Raw genomic sequence first — 15,560 nt, forward strand, 5'->3', positions numbered from 1 at the left:
GCAGCCGGGTGAAATCCGCCGCGGACGCTGCCGCGTGCTCAGGCCTGGGGTGCTCCCAGGACCGCGACCAGGAAGTCGCCGCCCTCGGTGAACTGCCGCAGGTCCCACGTCGACAGCGTGAGCTGAACCTCGAGCCCGGCCTCGGCGGCGTCGGAGAAGAAGGCGTCGAACGCGTAGCCGCGCCCCGCGCCGAACCCGACGACGGCCCGCCCGCCCGGTGCCAGGTGGGCCCGGAAACGGCGCAGCACCTCGACCTCGGTCCCCGGCGCCAGGAACGTCACGACGTTCCCGGCGCACACGATCAGGTCGAACGGTTCGTCGACCCCCATCGTGGGCAGGTCGAGCTCGGCGATGTCCGCGACGAGCCACGTCGAGCCGGGATGGTCTGTCTCGGCGGCCTCGATGAGGACGGGATCGACGTCGACCCCCACGACCGTGTGCCCGCGCGCCGCGAGCTCGGCGCCCACGCGACCCGGGCCACAGCCGGCGTCGAGGATCCGGGCCCCGCGCGGGAGCATGGCGTCGACGAGCCGCGCCTCGCCCGCGAGGTCCGCGCCCTGCGCAGCCATCGCGCGGAAACGCTCGACGTACCACGTCGAGTGCGCGGGATTCATGGCGGTCTTCTGCTCCCAGCGCGTGGGGTTGGCCTTGCTCACCGGTGCTCCTCGGGGTCGGGCGGGGGTGTGATGGGTCGGACGGGCCGTGCGGGTGGAGAGGTCGGGCAGGTCTGGCGGTCCGGTCGGGTCGGCGGGCGCGTCCAGGGCCGGCGGGACGGTCCGACGAATCAGCTGACTGGCTGGCTGACTGACCGGCTGGCCGGCTGACCGGCCGACCTGGCGCGAGCCTCGACCGTACCTCTGCGGCGACCGCTGTCGGCAGCGGTCCAGGTCCGGGGCGACGGGGTCTCAGCGGCCGGGACCGACGGCGCCGGCCGGACAGGAACGACCCGCTGCCCACGCCGCCCGGCCCCGCTGCCGGCTTTCTGGACCGACGACCCGCCGACCACGAGGTTCCGTGCAGTCGAGCACGAGGTTGAGTTCGCCAACAGCTCCATAACGACCGCAACCTCGTTCTCGGCACGCACCACCCGGCACCACCGAGCCCTCGGCACCAGCCGCCGTACCAAATCAGGATCACCAGCCCCGCACCGACCCGGAAAGGAACCCCTACGGCTCCACGTCGTCGTGCAGCACCACGCGCGACAGCTCGATCCGGTCCCCGCGCTTCCAGTAGTGCAGCCTGCGGGCCGACGCACGCTTGCTCTGGAGTGAGGCCCGCCAGCACGTCGCGCCGTCCTCGCGCACGATCGCGGGGCTGCTGCCGCCCTCGTTGACGCGCAGCGGGTGCAGCTCGCGGCCTGCGATGTGCTCGGCGTCCCCGGTCAGCACCTCGACCACGACGTCGACGACCTTGGCCCGCGAGACGCCTTCGATCGTCGCGAGCGACGGCAGGAACCTGTCCCCGAGCGCGTACGGCGCGAGCGGCTTGCTCGCCTTCTCGGCAGCCGGGACGCGCCGGACCCATGCGAGCTGGACCTCGAACCGGAACTGCTCGACAGGGTCGAGGAAGACCGCGCCGTCGTCGGGGGCCGGGCCGCCGTGGCTCGCGGCCTTCTCGGCCTTCTTGAGCTGCTGCCGGCTGAGGTCGGCCTTGCGGTACCGGGTGCGGAAGTTCTCGGCCCGGGTGAGGGCCTCGGCCAGGTCCCGGTCGAGCTCGGCCGCACGCAACCGCAGCCCGCCGAGCTCGACCGCGGTCGCCTGCGCGGACGCGCGCAGCAGCCCGACCTCGGCGGTCGCCGCAGCGAGGTCCGCCTCGAGCGTGCGGGCGCGGGTGCGGCTCGCCTCGAGCGCGAGGCTCATGTCGCGCAGCGCTCCCCGGGAGGGCGCAGCGGGGGCGTCGCGTCGCGGCGCGTTGGCGATCAGGTCCAGCGGGGTCCGACGGCGCAGCCCGCCCTCGGCGCTAGGCCCCGGCTCGGCGGTGCCCTGCTCGGCATCGGTGAGCACCTCGGTGGGCGCCTCCGTGAGCATCTCCGTGGGCGGCCCCTCGACCGATCCCGCCTCGGGGGGCAGCTCGGGCAGGCGCAGCGGCGGCAGCACGGGCAGCGACCGGGGCGGGGCCGGGCGGCTGAGGTCCGGGAGCACGAGCCACGGCGGGCCGCCGTCGAGCAGGCTCGGGGCGGGCACCGGTGCGTCGTCGCTGTCGGAGTCGTCGTCGACGTCGTCGAGCCGCAGCCGCCACGGCGCGGTCGACACGACGCGCGCGAGCACGACCTCACCCATGGTGAAGAGGTCGGTCAGCTCGTCGGCGGGGTTCCCGGTCACGTCGTCGCGCGGCACGACGACCTCGAGCCCGGGGACGAGCCGCAGGTGCACGGTCGCGGGGGCGACCGCGGTCACGTCGGCGAGCACCACCTGCCCGACGGCGTACCCGCCCAGGTGCGTGTCCTCGCCCGGTGACGTGGCGCCGTCGGGCACGAGGAGCGCACCGCGCACGTCCAGCCGGCGGCTCTCCCGGTCCAGCGTCCCTGCGACCCGCTGCCCGACGACCAGCAGCCGCGCGAGCGAGACCCCCGGGACGGTGAGCTCCTCGGCGATGCTCGCGAGCGAGTCGTCGTCGAGGGTCACGAACGCGCGCGGCCCGAGGATGGACCGGACCGTGCCCTCGACGAGGGGCGCGTCGGGGTCGTGCGACGTCCCGAGCAGTCCCGCACTGAGGGCCGCGGTCAGGGTGTCGTGCGTGAGGTGGTCGTGCAGGCGCCGTGCGTCGGCGTCCGAGTAGGCGAAGCGCAGCTTGCTGCGCCGCGGCAGGCCGACCCACTCGTGGTCGACCGGGTAGACGCGCGCAGCCCCGCCGTAGACCTGCGTCGAGGGGGGCATCACGGCCGAGAACGCCCATGAGGCGTCGCCCGTGGGCAGGACGACGACCTCGGCCAGCCCCGAGACCTCCTCGAGCAGGCCGTCGAGGTCCACATAGGGGGCGTCGTGCCCTGCGGCGACCGAGATCGCGACCACGGGCCAGGGACGGCCCGGGGTCAGGAGGTGCGCGGCGAGGACCCGTGCGCCCTCGACGTCGGTGACCCAGCGCGCGCCGGACGGCGGCCTGCGGGGAGCCCCGCGGCGTGGGGCCGGAGCGTCGCCCGCGGGGCCGTCCGGAGCGCTGCCGGGCGCCGGGGAAGAGCCCGCCCTGGCCCGTTCCTTCGTCCTGTTGCGTCTGACCACGTGCTCACCTCCTCGTATGCCGTGGGGCACACCGTAACGGCTGGCGCCCACGTCGGGGCGCAGGTGCTGTGGTGTGGGGGCGACGGGAGCGGACGAGGCGCGCAGGGAGGGATCGGCAGGGCGACTGCTAGCGGCCGAACACCTCCAGGACGGGTGTGGCGCCGTCGACGAACCGGATGAACTGACCCACGGTCGAGGGGGACCGCAGGACCTGCGCGGCCACCAGCGCGACGTTGCCGCGCGACGTCTCGCCGTTCTCGGCGTCGACGTCGATCGTGCCGGTCGCCGCGTGGTTCGTCAGGGTTCCGGGGCCCAGGATCGTCCAGTCGAGGTCGGTGCCGCGCAGGTGGTCGTCGGCTGCGAGCTTGGCGTCGGCGTACGGGAAGAAGCTGTTGTCCTTCGCGATGCCGTGGTCCGGCACCGAGCCGATCCACGACACCATGACGTAGCGCGAGACCCCTGCGGCCGCGGCCGCGTCCATCGAGCGGATCGCGGCGTCCCGGTCGATCGCGTAGGTCCGTTCGGGGTCCCCGCCGCCGGCGCCCGCGGACCACACGACCGCGTCGTGCCCGCGCAGGGCCTCGGTCATCTCCTCGGTCGAGGCCTGCTCGATGTCGAGCAGGACCGGCGTCCCGCCGAGCTCCTCGACGAGCGGGAGCTGCGACTCGAGGCGCACGATCCCGCTCACGGCGTTGTCGTGGTCCGTGAGGATCGGGACGAGCAGGCGGCCCACCTTGCCGTGGGCTCCGATCAGGGCGACGTTCATGGTTCTCCTCGGTTCATCGGGTGCGGTGCTCCCTCCACGGTGCACCGAGGAGGCGCGGGTCGCCTGCTGGGGGATCGGGCGGGCTACTCCTCGACGACCGCCACGGTCACGTCGATGTTGCCTCGCGTCGCGTTCGAGTACGGGCAGACCTGGTGCGCTGCCTCGACGAGCTCCTGGGCGACGGCGCGCTCGACGCCGGGCAGGCTCGCCTCGAGGTGCACCGCGAGCGTGTAGCCGCCGGCGTCGAGCGGCCCGATCGAGACGCTCGCACCGATCGCCGAGTCCGCGACCGAGACCTTGCGCTGGCGTGCGACGCCCAGCAGGGCCGAGTGGAAGCAGGCCGCGTAGCCCGCGGCGAAGAGCTGCTCGGGGTTGGACCCGTCGCCGCTGCCGCCCATCTCCTTGGGCACGGCGACGTCGAGGTCGACCCGCCCGTCGGTCGAGCGGACGTGGCCGTTGCGGCCCTCTCCGGTGGCGAGTGCTTCGGCGGTGTAGAGAACCTTCATCGTGCTACCTCCAGGGTCGGCTGACGGACGAACCCCTCGAACGTATGTCGCTCCGGGCAACTGTGCGTGGTCGGTTCGCCCAGGGCGCAGCGACGTCCGACCGGAGGCCCGTCCCCAGGTACCGTGGAGGCCCCGTACTTCTCACCGAGGGACCCCAGGTGCAGCCTCTCGACCCCCATCGATCGACATGCGGTTGACGCCGCGACCCAAGCGGGTCGCGGGCTGGTATGTCGACCCGCAGACGCCGATGGTCGAGCGTCGTTGGGACGGATCGTCCTGGACCGATGAGACACGGCCGCTGCTCGATCTCCACGACGCGCCGCCGCCACTGATCGACTGGTCGGAGCGTACGTCGACCGACCACGAACCCGACGGCGGGGTGGGGGCGCCGAGCGCCCTCTTCGACGACAGCCCGCGCACTGGTGCGGACCTACCGGGTCTGACAACGCGCTCGACCTGGCGTCGGCGCGCACTCCTCGGGGTGTCCGGCGCCATCCTGATCGCCGGGGCCGCAACTCTCGTGGTGGGCCGCCCGTCGCCGGACGGGCCCGCCGAGGTGGCAGGAGGCGGCTCGCCTGCGCCCTCGGTCACGCAAGAGGATGTCGCCCCGATCCATGAGCCCGAAGCGCCGCCCGACCTGGTACCGACCCCGGGACAGGGGGGAACCGGGGATCCGCCCGCAGACGATGACGGCCCACCCACGACCGGTGCGGGGTGGCTCTCGGTGCTCGCAACCCTTCAGGTCGATGGACGGGCTCCTCTGACCGGGTACGACCGTGAGCTCTTCGGACAGGCATGGTCGGACGTGGACCGTAACGGGTGCGACACCCGCAACGACATCCTCCGGCGGGACCTGACCGATGTGGTGCTCAAGCCCGGCACCTCGGGCTGCGTGGTCCTGAGCGGGCGCCTCGTCGAGCCGTACAGCGGCCTCGAGATGATTTTCGAGCGTGGTCAGGAGACCTCAGGCCTGATCCAGATCGACCACGTGGTTGCGCTCGCCGACGCGTGGCAGAAGGGTGCGCAGGGGTGGGATGCTGCCACCCGCGAAGCGTTCGCCAACGACCCCCTGAATCTCGTCGCGGCCGACGGGACGCTCAACCAGGAGAAGGGTGCCGGCGACGTGGCGACGTGGCTCCCGCCCGACCGCGACATCTGGTGCGGGTACTCGGCGCAGGTCGTGGCGGTCAAGAGCCGGTACTCGCTGACGGTGACGCAGGCCGAGGCCACCCGGCTGAGTGAGATCCTCTCGGACTGCAAGGACGTCGCGCTGATCGCGAGGTGAGGGGCCTCATAGGGTGAATGTTCGCGTGGCCATCGGGTGAAATCGAGGATGACCAAGCGCGGGAAGGTCCGAAGGCGCAGGGAACTCGCGAGTGCCCCTCGGACCGGCTTCCAGGTCGCGCATTTCCCCAATGCAGTGGAAAGTTGGGCCAGAACTCGACATTCTGCCCGAGAGATCCTCTCCAACGAGTCAATCAGAACCCTTCTTCGGCCCAGTGCGATGAACGAACTCGGCGTGGGACGGTCGCGGCCAGGAGTTGGTACTTCCGAGCAGAAACTGTGGGATCGGTCATAAAGTTCGGAAGCACGCATCACCTGCGCGCTTCGAACGAGCGTGCATCGGTCTCGCTGCTCGCCAGCCGACCCGGAGGTTGGTATGGATTTCTCCGCACCGTCCGCTGCACGAACCCAGGCCCCGCGCTGGCCGGCCCTGGCCATGGCGGCCGTCGTACTGACCGCCGTCGGGCTGCTCGTAGCTCAACGGGTCGACGACGGTCAGGTCCGACTCGTGGCGGCCATCGTGGGATACGCGCTCGGAGCGCTCGCAGCGACTGCCCTCGCGAGTGTCTACCGGGCCGGGGCGAACACGGCGCGCCTGAGCACCGAGTTCCGCCCGATCCCCTGGCTGGACCGCATGGTGACGGCCCTGCTGGTCCTGGGTCTGGTCGTCGGGCTTGCCCAAGCGTTCTTCATCGCGACGGAGATGGCCAAATGAGCATGAACGGCAACGGCGGGGTCGTCAGGCGCAGGCGCGTCGCGACCGCCTCCGTGGCGACGGTCTCACTCCTCGCGACCGCCCTGCTCGTCGGGACGATGACCGCACCCGGCGCGGTCGCGTCCACCGGGGACCTCAGCGACGCGGGCGCTCGTGGTTTCGCCGATGTCGCGAGCTGTGCGGCAGGTGCGGACCATCTGCTCGCAGCTGTCGTGGTCGACGAGTCGGGCAGCCTTCAGCAGACGGACCCGGACGACCTGCGCGTTGGTGCGATCCTGACTGCGCTCGACTCGCTCGCCGGCCTGCAGACGTCGGCGGGGGATCGCATGAGCGTCGAGGCCAATCTCGGCGTGTTCGGGACGACCTACAGCGAGCTGGTCGGCTGGGGGCCGGTGACAGGGCCCCACGGGGACGAGCTCGCGAGTGCCGCCGACGAGCAGATTCCCTCCCGGAACAAGGCGAAGACCACGGACTACCGCGCGGCTCTTCGCGGCGCCCAGGCTTCGCTCGATGCGCGTGGATCGTCCCTCGGGGGCGAGACGTGCAAGGTCGTCCTGTGGTTCACCGACGGCAAGCTCGATCTGGGAGACATCAGCAAGGACGGGCTCGCCGGACCGGCCACCGAGGCCGCCAGGACCGAGCTCTGCTCTGCGCAAGGAATCGCTGACGTGCTGCGTGGTGACGGGATCGCCATCGTCGCGCTGGCCCTGTTCACCGAAGGGGCGGGCAGCACGGTCACGGAGCTGGACCGTGAACAGCTCCGCGCCGTGGCCGAGGGGACAGGAGGAAGTGGGACCTCGTGCGGGACAGTTCCGGTGTCGGCCCACGACACCGGCGGCGCCTACCTGCGTGCCGATCAACCCGATGCTCTGCGGAGGCTGTTCGCAGGGGCCGGGGCGCTGATCGAGGGCGGGACTCCGGGACTCTCGGTCAACTGCCCGGACGCGCTCTGCGTCGACGGGGTGCTGCCCATCGCGACCGACATCGGTGTCGGTCGCTTCCGCGCCGTCCTCGAGGTGGCTACCGGTGCGCAGACGCCCACCCTGTTCGCACCGGACGGGTCACAGGTCCCCTTGGCGGCCGGGACGTCACAGCTTGCTGGAGCGGATGTCGTCACCACCTCTCGTGACGGTCTCATCACGGTGGACGTGGTCTTTCCCGGCCACGGGTCGGCAGGGGGCCAGTGGCGTCTGACGACCGATCCAGCGACATCGACCGTGATCGACCTGTACTACTTCTGGGGCATCGCTCTCGACGTCCAGGCTCCCGACGGCTTGGTGATCGGTGAGACGCACGATGTGACGGTCACCCCGCGTCACGGTGACGGTGAGCCGGTGGACCCGACGATGCTCGGAACGCTCGATGTCTCGCTGCTCGTGGACGGGAGCGACGTGCCGCTCTCCGGGCGAGACGACGGCACGTTCGTCGCATCGGTGGCGATCCCCGGAGGGGGTGCGGCATCAGAGATCGCGGTCGAGGCGACCGCGAGGGCGACCACCGTCCCGAGCAACATCGCGCTGGGGCCCGTCACAACGTCGATCACGATGCCGACGGCTCTTCCGCCGTCGTACCCCTCCGTCACACCCACGAGCCTCGTACTCCCGGCCATGGTCGGTGACGAGGCGGCGACCGGGACCATCACCTTGACGGGGAGCGATCGAGGCGACACCCGGGCGTGCTTCGGGGCGTCGGCACTCGAGGGGCCGCAGGACGCGGGAACCGTCACTGCATCGGCCGACGAGCCGTGCGTCGACGTGCCTTCCGGCGAGACGGTGACCGTCGGCGTCTCGCTCAGTGCGGAACATCCGGCTGATGGTCGCGTGCAGGGCGTCCTGCCGGTCACCCTGACGGGTGTGGACGCCGCGCAGGACATCACGGTGGACCTTGCCGTGTCGTCGTCCATGGTCCGACCGGTCGACGAGGGCAAGCGATGGGGCTTCACTGCCGGGCTCGTCCTGCTCGCGCTGCTGATCGCCTACCTGGTGGCACATCTCAGTCGGTTGGTCTCCGACCGTTACTCCCTCGGTGGCATGCCTCATGCCGCGAGCATCCCGGTGACGGTGAGCAACAGCGGTGTCGTGCGGAGTGACGAGCCGACGGCGGACCTGCCGGGCGTCGACGACTTCCATCGGTTCCACGTTGCAGGACGAACCGGCCGGTTCGACATCGCTGGACTGCACTTCGGCCGTTCGTTCTCGTGGGTCAACCCCTGGTCGTCCGCGAGGTGCTTCGTCCGCGGAGCGAGCGGGGACATCGTCGTGACGAACGGCCGAAACGGATACGTCGACGACGAGTACGCGACGCGGGCACCGGTCACCCTCCCCGGCGTCCGCCAGTTCTATCTGGTCGTCACTCCGGGACGTCCTGATGCGTCGACAGTCGACGCCCGCCTGGTCCTCCTCGTGGACGGGACTCGGGGGCTAGCCGAGCCGAGCGCGGCATGGAGGGAGCGACTGGCGGACTATCCGTCCTGGCCGGAGGTCTTCTCGGCGATCGTGACGGCGCGGGCGGCCCGTTCGGAGCGTGCCGCAGAGGCTCGACCTGGCCGCGCCGACGGCGCCAGGAGTCCGGCCGGGACTGCGGGTTCCCCTGCTCCTGCCCCGGCGATGGACCGCACGGCGGCTCCACCGTCGATCTTCGATTCCTCGAGTGCTGGGCAGGTTGATCCCCCGCCGGGCGCTCGATCCGACCGGTCGAGCACAGCACCTCTTGGTCCACCGGGTGGCACGGAGCTCTCGAGCGACGACCGTCGCCCACCTTCCATCTTCGACAACGACTGACCCAAGGACGGCACATCATGCTTCGCCCCTTTCTTCTGATCGGCGTCGGTGGTTCCGGCGGCAAGACACTCCGCGTCGTCCGGGAGGACCTGGTCCGGCGACTCGCCCAGGCCGGATGGACGGGGGGACTGCCACAGGCCTGGCAGTTCATCCACATCGACGTGCCGACGCATGCGGACGGCAACGACCCGGACCTCCCTGAACAGCTGCCGGATGCGGACTATCAGGGTCTCGTGGCCAGCGGCGTCGACTACCGCACGATCGATGCCGCCCTCGTCCAGAGCGGCGGCGAGCACCTCCGTGACGGCATCGCGACGTGGAGGCCCGACCCGAACAGGGTGAACATCCCGGCGAGCAAGGGGGCCGGGCAGTACCGCACGCTCGGTCGCATCATCACGATCGCGGGGCTCGACAGGATCAACGGGGCCCTTCAGCAGGCACGGCGATCGCTCTCAGGGGCGGAGGTCGTCGGTGAGCTCGCCGAAGCGACCCGGGTGCTCGGCGGCAAGCCGTCGGGCAAGATGCCCGACCCGACGGTCGTCGTGGTCTCGTCGATCGCCGGAGGATCGGGATCGGGTGCCGTCGTTGACGTATGCGACGCGGTGCGCGCCTTTCCCGAGAAGTGGGCGGACGAGATCGTCGGGCTGCTCTATGCACCCGATGTCTTCGACTATCTCCCCGAGGAGGCGCGGCGTGGTGTCCGGCCCAACTCCCTCGCTGCCCTGGCAGAGATTCTCAGTGGGTTCTGGAACTCGAACGGACCGTCGGACTCGACCAACGAGCTCTTCCAGCGGTACGGCATCACGGTCAGCGCTGCCCGCCGTTCCGGCCCTCGATACCCGTTCCTCGTGGGTAGCCGCAACAAGGACGTGACGTACCAGACGCAGAACGACATCTACCGGGCGCTTGGCCGTTCGCTCGCCTCGTGGGTCGGCAGCCCGGCGCTCCAGGACCGCATCACGGGCTACCTGCAGGGCAACTGGTCGCAGTCGGCCTCGTCCGTACCCGACCGTCTCCCCCTCCACATCTCCGGCACCGAGACCCCGTTCTCGGCGCTGGGTTCGTCGAGAGTGGGGCTCGGCAGGGACCGTTTCCTGGACTACGCCTCCGAACATCTCGCACGCTCGGCCGTCGAGCGCTTCGCTGACCACCACCAGCGGCAGAGGCTCGCGGGCGACGACCGTACGGAGTCCGAGCTGGTCCGTGACACCTCGGACACGTTGTTCGGCGGTTTCCTCCGGTACTCGCACCTGGACGAGCGCGGTGAGGACAGGAACGACGTCATCGACGCCCTGCGGCCGGTGAACCAGCGAGAGGACGCTCTCGCGCTCTCACGTGAGATCGAGACGCGTGTCCGGGAGGGGATTCCTGCGAAGGGGGAGAAGGTTGAGCGAGTCCGACAGATCGTCGTGCACACCGTGAACGACAGATCGGCAGCGTTCCTCTCTGCGCAGCGCGAGGCACGGTACGCGCGTGCACGCGTCTGGGTCGGTGACATCCAGGAGCACCTGACCTCGCAGGCGGCTCTTCAGGTCTCGTTGCACGGCGCCCCGGTCACGGCACAGCTCTTCCACAAGCTTGTCGCCGAGCTCGCATCGGTGCGCGAGGAGCTGCAGAACGAGGCGACCCAGCATCGTCGATGGGCCGCCTCGATGGTGGACGAGGTGGCGAAGGCGTTCAACGACCCCGACGGCGTGACCGTCATGTCCACGACCGACTCGATCCGCTCCGGCGTCCAGCGTGCCGTCCAGACCCTGCACTGGCAAGCGGAGGCCGAGGTGCGTGAGCTGGCGATCTCGCTGCTCCCCGACCTCGTGGAGAACGTCATCGAACCACTGGTGACAGCCGTCAAGTACTCGTCCGAGTCGGTCAGCCAGGAACGGAGCTCCGTCGTCGACGGTCGACGCGCTGCGATCGCCGGATGGCCAGAGGGCGACGAGGTACCGATCCGCCTCAAGGCGGCGCCGAACGAGTTCCTCCTGGATCCCACGGACGACTACCCCAAGATCCTCGACCAGCTCGTCGTCAGGTCCGTGAGCAGCGCGAGCTCCAGCGAAGCGCGCCAGGAGGCCGAGGTGCAGATCCTGCTCGGTGCGGTGGACGGTGAGGGCGTGCGGCAGACGCTGGTCGAGCGGTCGAAGGACTGGGTCCCACGGGACCACTTCGTGACCTCCTCGGTGACTGCGGTCCCGTCGCGGGCCACCTTCCGGATCAACGCCAAGGCAGACCAGGTGCTGCAGCGCTCGTCCGCCTGGCTGACCAAGGAAGGCACGGCGGTCGGGCGCTACATGGCCGAGGGGCTTCGTGACCACCTGAACCCCGAAGAGGTCTCACCGGCCGAGCACGACCGCAGGCTGCGTCGGTTCGAGGGGCAGCTCGTCGCTGCGCTCAACGCCGCCGCGCCGCTCGTGAGCATCAACTCGTCCGTCCTCGTCCAGGTGCACAACAAGCACGAGCCGCTCTCTCAGACGGCGTTCTCCGAGATCCCGATCTCCGAGAAGTCGCCGGCCTATGGTGTCGTCCGTCGGGTGCTCGAGGGGCGCGGCCAGTGGAACGAGCAGGTCGCGCAAGCGTTCAGTGACGGACGCGGTGGATTCGTCGACATCTTCACGCACCTCGGTGAACCCTACGAGCCGGTGGTCTTCGACAGCTTGATGCGCCCGATCGCGAGTGACTGGGCGCAGAAGTCCAAGGCTGCAGACTCCCGAGCGGAGTTCTGGCGCTGGCGGAGGTCCCGGACCTTGACGGAGTTCCTCCCGATGTCCCCAGACGTCCTCGACGCGATGATCCGAGGCTGGTTCGTCGCAGGCACGCTCCAGCACCTCGAGCTCACGGAGACGGACGCGAAGATCTTCGTGCCCGCTGAGGTCGGCACGGGCGGAAACCTCTTCGAGTTCCCGAGCCCGACGCTGCGCAACATCGAGCTGAACGGGCCCGAAGGGCTCGCGGTCATTCTCGAGTCGATCGTGCTCGCCCTGGTCGACATCAACACCAAGGAGTCCCTCGACCCGATCAAGGCGTACACCCGTCTTGCTGACCTCGGCGGCACCTCGGGTTCGGCCGGCGACGACGACCTGCGCAGCGGTGAGCTCCGCCGCTGGATCCTCGACGGTGTGAACACCAAGCCGGGGGTCACCGCGTCGTCCGCCGATCAGGAGACTCGGCGCGAGAACGCGTTGCTTCGGTTCTCCCAGCTCGAGACCCAGTACAACGCGTACTTCACCAAGGTGGCGAACCGTGCCGAGATGATCGAGTTCCCAGTGAGCTTCGACCTGCGGCACCAGATCATCGCAGCGCTGGGTGACCTGCGACGGTTCGTGGAGGACATCGAGACGAGCGCCGGTGGGATCGAAGGATGGGCATGAGCGACCTGACGGTCTTCGTCGTCGGTGACGGCGAGCGCGGACGAGCGGTGCGGGACCTGGTCACGGCCTGGACGGCCGAGGGCATCTGCGACAGCTCCGTGTGGGTCAGCCCCCACGGGATCACCCAGCTGGACTCGGGCCCCCCGCGGGTCGTCGCGCAGGTGGTCTCAGCCGACGGGATCGACGACGACGACCTCTTCCGGGTCGTCGGGCGGCGCCGCCTCGAGGTGGTGCGTGTCGTCGTCGGACAGCTGATCCTGCTGGGCGACGAGCCCGACCTCGAGCTCGTCGAGGCCGGGCGAATCGTCGCTGACCAGATCCAGCGCTCCTTGCCGCGTTCGAACCACGACGCCGAGGCCCGCAACACCCGGCTTCACCGAGCGAACGTCATGGTGCCGGTCAGCGGCGCTGTCTCGCTCGACCCTCAAGCCGTCATCGGCGGGTGGGACGTCAATGCGGTCGTCTCCGCCGAGGACCGCCCGGACATCGACCGCGCGAGCGTGTACGTGCGCCATCCGGGCAACTTCGACGGACATGCAGCGGCCGCTCTCGCCGCCGTGGGGGCTGTGCTGCCCGGGATCCCCGAGGGTGCGCTCGAAGCGATCGAGACCGATTCGACGACCTTCGAGGACGACCTGGTCCTGGCGCGCTTCTCGGTGCGCGCCGTGATCGGGGACGACACGGTCCGACGGCTGGCCGCGAAGGCGTTGGAGACCACGTCGACGGACCCCACCGGCGCGACGGGATTCGTGACCTGGGGGCGGCCCGCGGCGGACCCGAACCGGCTGGTCGAGGACGTCGTGGGTCACCTCACGACCTCGACACCCTGGGTTTCCGGGGATCCGCTGGAAGTGCCCTCTGCGCATCGAAGGGTGCAAGGCTTCGCGGAGGCGTTCGCCGACGGCGCGCGATTCAACCTGCGCACCTTCGGGACGGTCGCCGGTTGGGCGTTCGGTGCGAGCCGCTCCAGCCTCGAGGAATCGGCGACAGGAGCGCTCGTCGGACACCAGGGGGACACGCTCGTTCGGCTCGCTCCCCAGACACCGGCCGAGATCCATGCGGAGTCCGTGCGCTGGCTGGCGGACAAGAGCGCGATCGTCAGATCCTCGGAGCTCGAGCGAGAGGCCGCGGCTGTCTCGATCCCCGACCCGTCGACGTGGAAGGCGCTCCGCGACGTAGCCTTCGCCGTTGCGGACGGCAGTGCCCTGCCGGACACGATCCCCGAGCCGCAGTACGCAGGGGTTCGTGAACTCCTCCCACCCGTCTTCGTGGCGCCTGACCCGCAGCAGGCCTTCGAAGTCTCCTCGGGCAAGGTCCTCGTGGCCGGCGATCCGATCGCGGTACGTACGTACGACCGAGAGCTGGGAACGAAGATCTCGCAGGCTCGCGAGGAGGTCGCGAAGGCCGAGGTCGAGATCGCCCGTGCAGTCGCCCCGGTCGAACAGGCGGCGGACCGGTCTGCCCCGGATGCGACGACCACTGCCACCGGGAAGAAGGAAGGCGCAGCGTCGGACGCCACGACGAGCCGCCAGACCGGGCTCGACCCCAAGGACGTTCGCTTCCAGGCCCGTCAGCAGGCGCAGCGTCGGCTCGCCGACCTCCAGGGAGAGCAACGTGCGCTCGCGACCTGGGTCAAGGGGACGTCTCGTTCGGTCCTCTGGCGGCTCGCGGACGACGTCGGGCGCAGGATGTTCGATCTCCAGGACCGGCACGACGCGGCACGCTTCGACGGGTCGCTCGAGGCGCCCCCGCACCAGGAGCTCGTCGCTGCGCAGAGGAACCTCGTCCGCTGGTGGAGAGGAACGCTTCTCGCGTGGGTGGTGGCGACACTCGTCGCGGTGGCGTTGCTCTTGTCGAACGACGCGGACGCCATGGCGTGGAGCGTCACTCTCGTCGCCCTGGTGGTGCTCGCGGTCGTCGTCCTCGTGACGGCGAACCACGCGTTCTACAAGGCGACTCGAAAGTACGAGTGGGACGTGGCGAGCGTGCTCGACCGCCGACGGAGGGCCTCGGAGGAGTTCGTCTTCTCGGGTCGCGAGTCGGCGCGTCTCGGTCAGCTCTACGGCACGCTCGTCGACTGGTCGCAGATCATCGGCTGGGTCCTGCATCATCCGTGGAGCGCGGTGTCGACCGAGTTCACCGAGATGCCGGACGAGGTGATCGAGTCGCTGCCTGCCGCGATGGGCGTCGCTCAGCCGCTCGACCTCGACGAGATGCTTCCTCCCGCCACCGTGGTCCAGGCTGTCCGGCTGCTGCACCGCAAGGGGTGGAACACGACGAACTTCGAGCGTGCGTACGAGAGGTTCCGCGAGACCCACACGATCGACGACGACGCCGGCTATCTCGCCGTCGACCTCGACACGCTCGACAGCCCGTTGAGCCCCCGGCGGCTTCTCCAGGACTTCTGGGCAGACGGACGGGCCGCAGAGGGACTCACGTCCAACGCTGTGTCGTCGGTCCGAGGGGCGGTCGACGAAGGAGCGCTCGAGCTCTCGACGCGACGTGTTCGACGGGTCGGCCAGTACGGTGACGGAGAGACCCTGTCCGAGGTCGAGTTCTTTCATGCCACGGTCGGCGAGGCCACCTCGTTCGTCACCGACATGTTCTCGCCCAGGGGGCTTCAGGGCCGGAAGCACTACACGAACCGCTCGACGGCTTGGGTCCCGAGAGCAGCAGGGTCAGCGACGAGGGCGGACGTGACGGTTCGTGACGCCGAGAGCTACGTGGCGTTGCGAGTCGACCTCTCCCGGCGAACAAGCCCGACGGACCTGGCCCTGTTCCATGGTGCGGGGGCGTCGCCAGACTCCGGCCCGGCGGTCTCGCCGGTCGAGCGGGAGCCCGACACCAGCGCGATCGCCGACACCTGGCACTGACGTCGCCTGCGGTAGGAGGTCCAGGAGCGGCCTGGACCTCCTACGGCTGACGA

Annotated in this window: 9 protein-coding genes; 5 read left to right on the forward strand and 4 right to left on the reverse strand. The window is 70.2% G+C overall.

Annotation, left to right across the window (positions count from 1 at the left end; translation table 11 throughout):
- Nucleotides 1–38: 38 nt before the first annotated feature.
- The 4 genes from ASE15_RS16350 to ASE15_RS16365 form a co-directional block, all read right to left on the reverse strand.
- Nucleotides 39–614: a bifunctional 2-polyprenyl-6-hydroxyphenol methylase/3-demethylubiquinol 3-O-methyltransferase UbiG gene (locus tag ASE15_RS16350; RefSeq protein WP_056764742.1), complete on the reverse strand. Its 576-nt coding sequence runs from the start codon at nt 612–614 to the stop codon at nt 39–41.
- Between the two features lie 552 nt (nt 615–1,166).
- Nucleotides 1,167–3,218 (reverse strand): hypothetical protein, encoded by a 2,052-nt coding sequence (locus ASE15_RS16355; protein WP_157277256.1) that lies wholly within the window; start codon nt 3,216–3,218, stop codon nt 1,167–1,169.
- Nucleotides 3,219–3,345: 127 nt separating this feature from the next.
- Nucleotides 3,346–3,984: an SDR family oxidoreductase gene (locus ASE15_RS16360; protein ID WP_056764465.1), complete on the reverse strand. Its 639-nt coding sequence runs from the start codon at nt 3,982–3,984 to the stop codon at nt 3,346–3,348.
- An 83-nt stretch (nt 3,985–4,067) separates the two neighbouring features.
- Nucleotides 4,068–4,490, reverse strand: coding sequence for an organic hydroperoxide resistance protein (locus ASE15_RS16365; protein ID WP_056652969.1), 423 nt, complete (start codon nt 4,488–4,490; stop codon nt 4,068–4,070).
- Nucleotides 4,491–4,677: 187 nt separating this feature from the next.
- Here ASE15_RS16365 and ASE15_RS20465 point away from each other — a divergent pair, with 187 nt between their 5' ends.
- The 5 genes from ASE15_RS20465 to ASE15_RS16390 all read left to right on the forward strand — a co-directional run bounded on the left by ASE15_RS20465 (nt 4,678) and on the right by ASE15_RS16390 (nt 15,507).
- Nucleotides 4,678–5,775: a DUF1524 domain-containing protein gene (locus ASE15_RS20465; RefSeq protein ID WP_082618518.1), complete on the forward strand. Its 1,098-nt coding sequence runs from the start codon at nt 4,678–4,680 to the stop codon at nt 5,773–5,775.
- Between the two features lie 375 nt (nt 5,776–6,150).
- Nucleotides 6,151–6,489, forward strand: coding sequence for a hypothetical protein (locus ASE15_RS16375; protein WP_157277257.1), 339 nt, complete (start codon nt 6,151–6,153; stop codon nt 6,487–6,489).
- Complete coding sequence (locus ASE15_RS16380) at nt 6,486–9,269, forward strand: hypothetical protein (protein WP_157277258.1); 2,784 nt, start codon at nt 6,486–6,488, stop codon at nt 9,267–9,269. Before ASE15_RS16375 ends, ASE15_RS16380 begins: the two co-directional genes overlap by 4 nt.
- A 17-nt stretch (nt 9,270–9,286) precedes the next feature.
- Nucleotides 9,287–12,634: a tubulin-like doman-containing protein gene (locus tag ASE15_RS16385; protein WP_056764472.1), complete on the forward strand. Its 3,348-nt coding sequence runs from the start codon at nt 9,287–9,289 to the stop codon at nt 12,632–12,634.
- Entirely contained in the window at nt 12,631–15,507 is a 2,877-nt protein-coding gene (locus tag ASE15_RS16390) for a hypothetical protein (protein ID WP_157277259.1), read from the forward strand. The genes ASE15_RS16385 and ASE15_RS16390 overlap by 4 nt, the downstream gene beginning before the upstream one ends.
- The last annotated feature ends 53 nt before the right edge of the window (nt 15,508–15,560 follow it).

Origin of the sequence: Oerskovia sp. Root22 (genome assembly GCF_001429135.1) — a bacterium.
Classification (GTDB): Bacteria; Actinomycetota; Actinomycetes; order Actinomycetales; family Cellulomonadaceae; genus Oerskovia; species Oerskovia enterophila.

Bases quoted from the DNA above. Each gene is read 5' to 3' on its own strand.
- ASE15_RS16390 (WP_157277259.1), top strand. From the start codon at position 12,631: ATGAGCGACCTGACGGTCTTCGTCGTCGGTGACGGCGAGCGCGGACGA.
- ASE15_RS16380 (WP_157277258.1), top strand. From the start codon at position 6,486: ATGAGCATGAACGGCAACGGCGGGGTCGTCAGGCGCAGGCGCGTCGCG.
- ASE15_RS16385 (WP_056764472.1), top strand. From the start codon at position 9,287: ATGCTTCGCCCCTTTCTTCTGATCGGCGTCGGTGGTTCCGGCGGCAAG.
- ASE15_RS16365 (WP_056652969.1), bottom strand. From the start codon at position 4,490: ATGAAGGTTCTCTACACCGCCGAAGCACTCGCCACCGGAGAGGGCCGC.
- ASE15_RS16360 (WP_056764465.1), bottom strand. From the start codon at position 3,984: ATGAACGTCGCCCTGATCGGAGCCCACGGCAAGGTGGGCCGCCTGCTC.
- ASE15_RS16375 (WP_157277257.1), top strand. From the start codon at position 6,151: ATGGATTTCTCCGCACCGTCCGCTGCACGAACCCAGGCCCCGCGCTGG.
- ASE15_RS16350 (WP_056764742.1), bottom strand. From the start codon at position 614: ATGAATCCCGCGCACTCGACGTGGTACGTCGAGCGTTTCCGCGCGATG.
- ASE15_RS20465 (WP_082618518.1), top strand. From the start codon at position 4,678: ATGCGGTTGACGCCGCGACCCAAGCGGGTCGCGGGCTGGTATGTCGAC.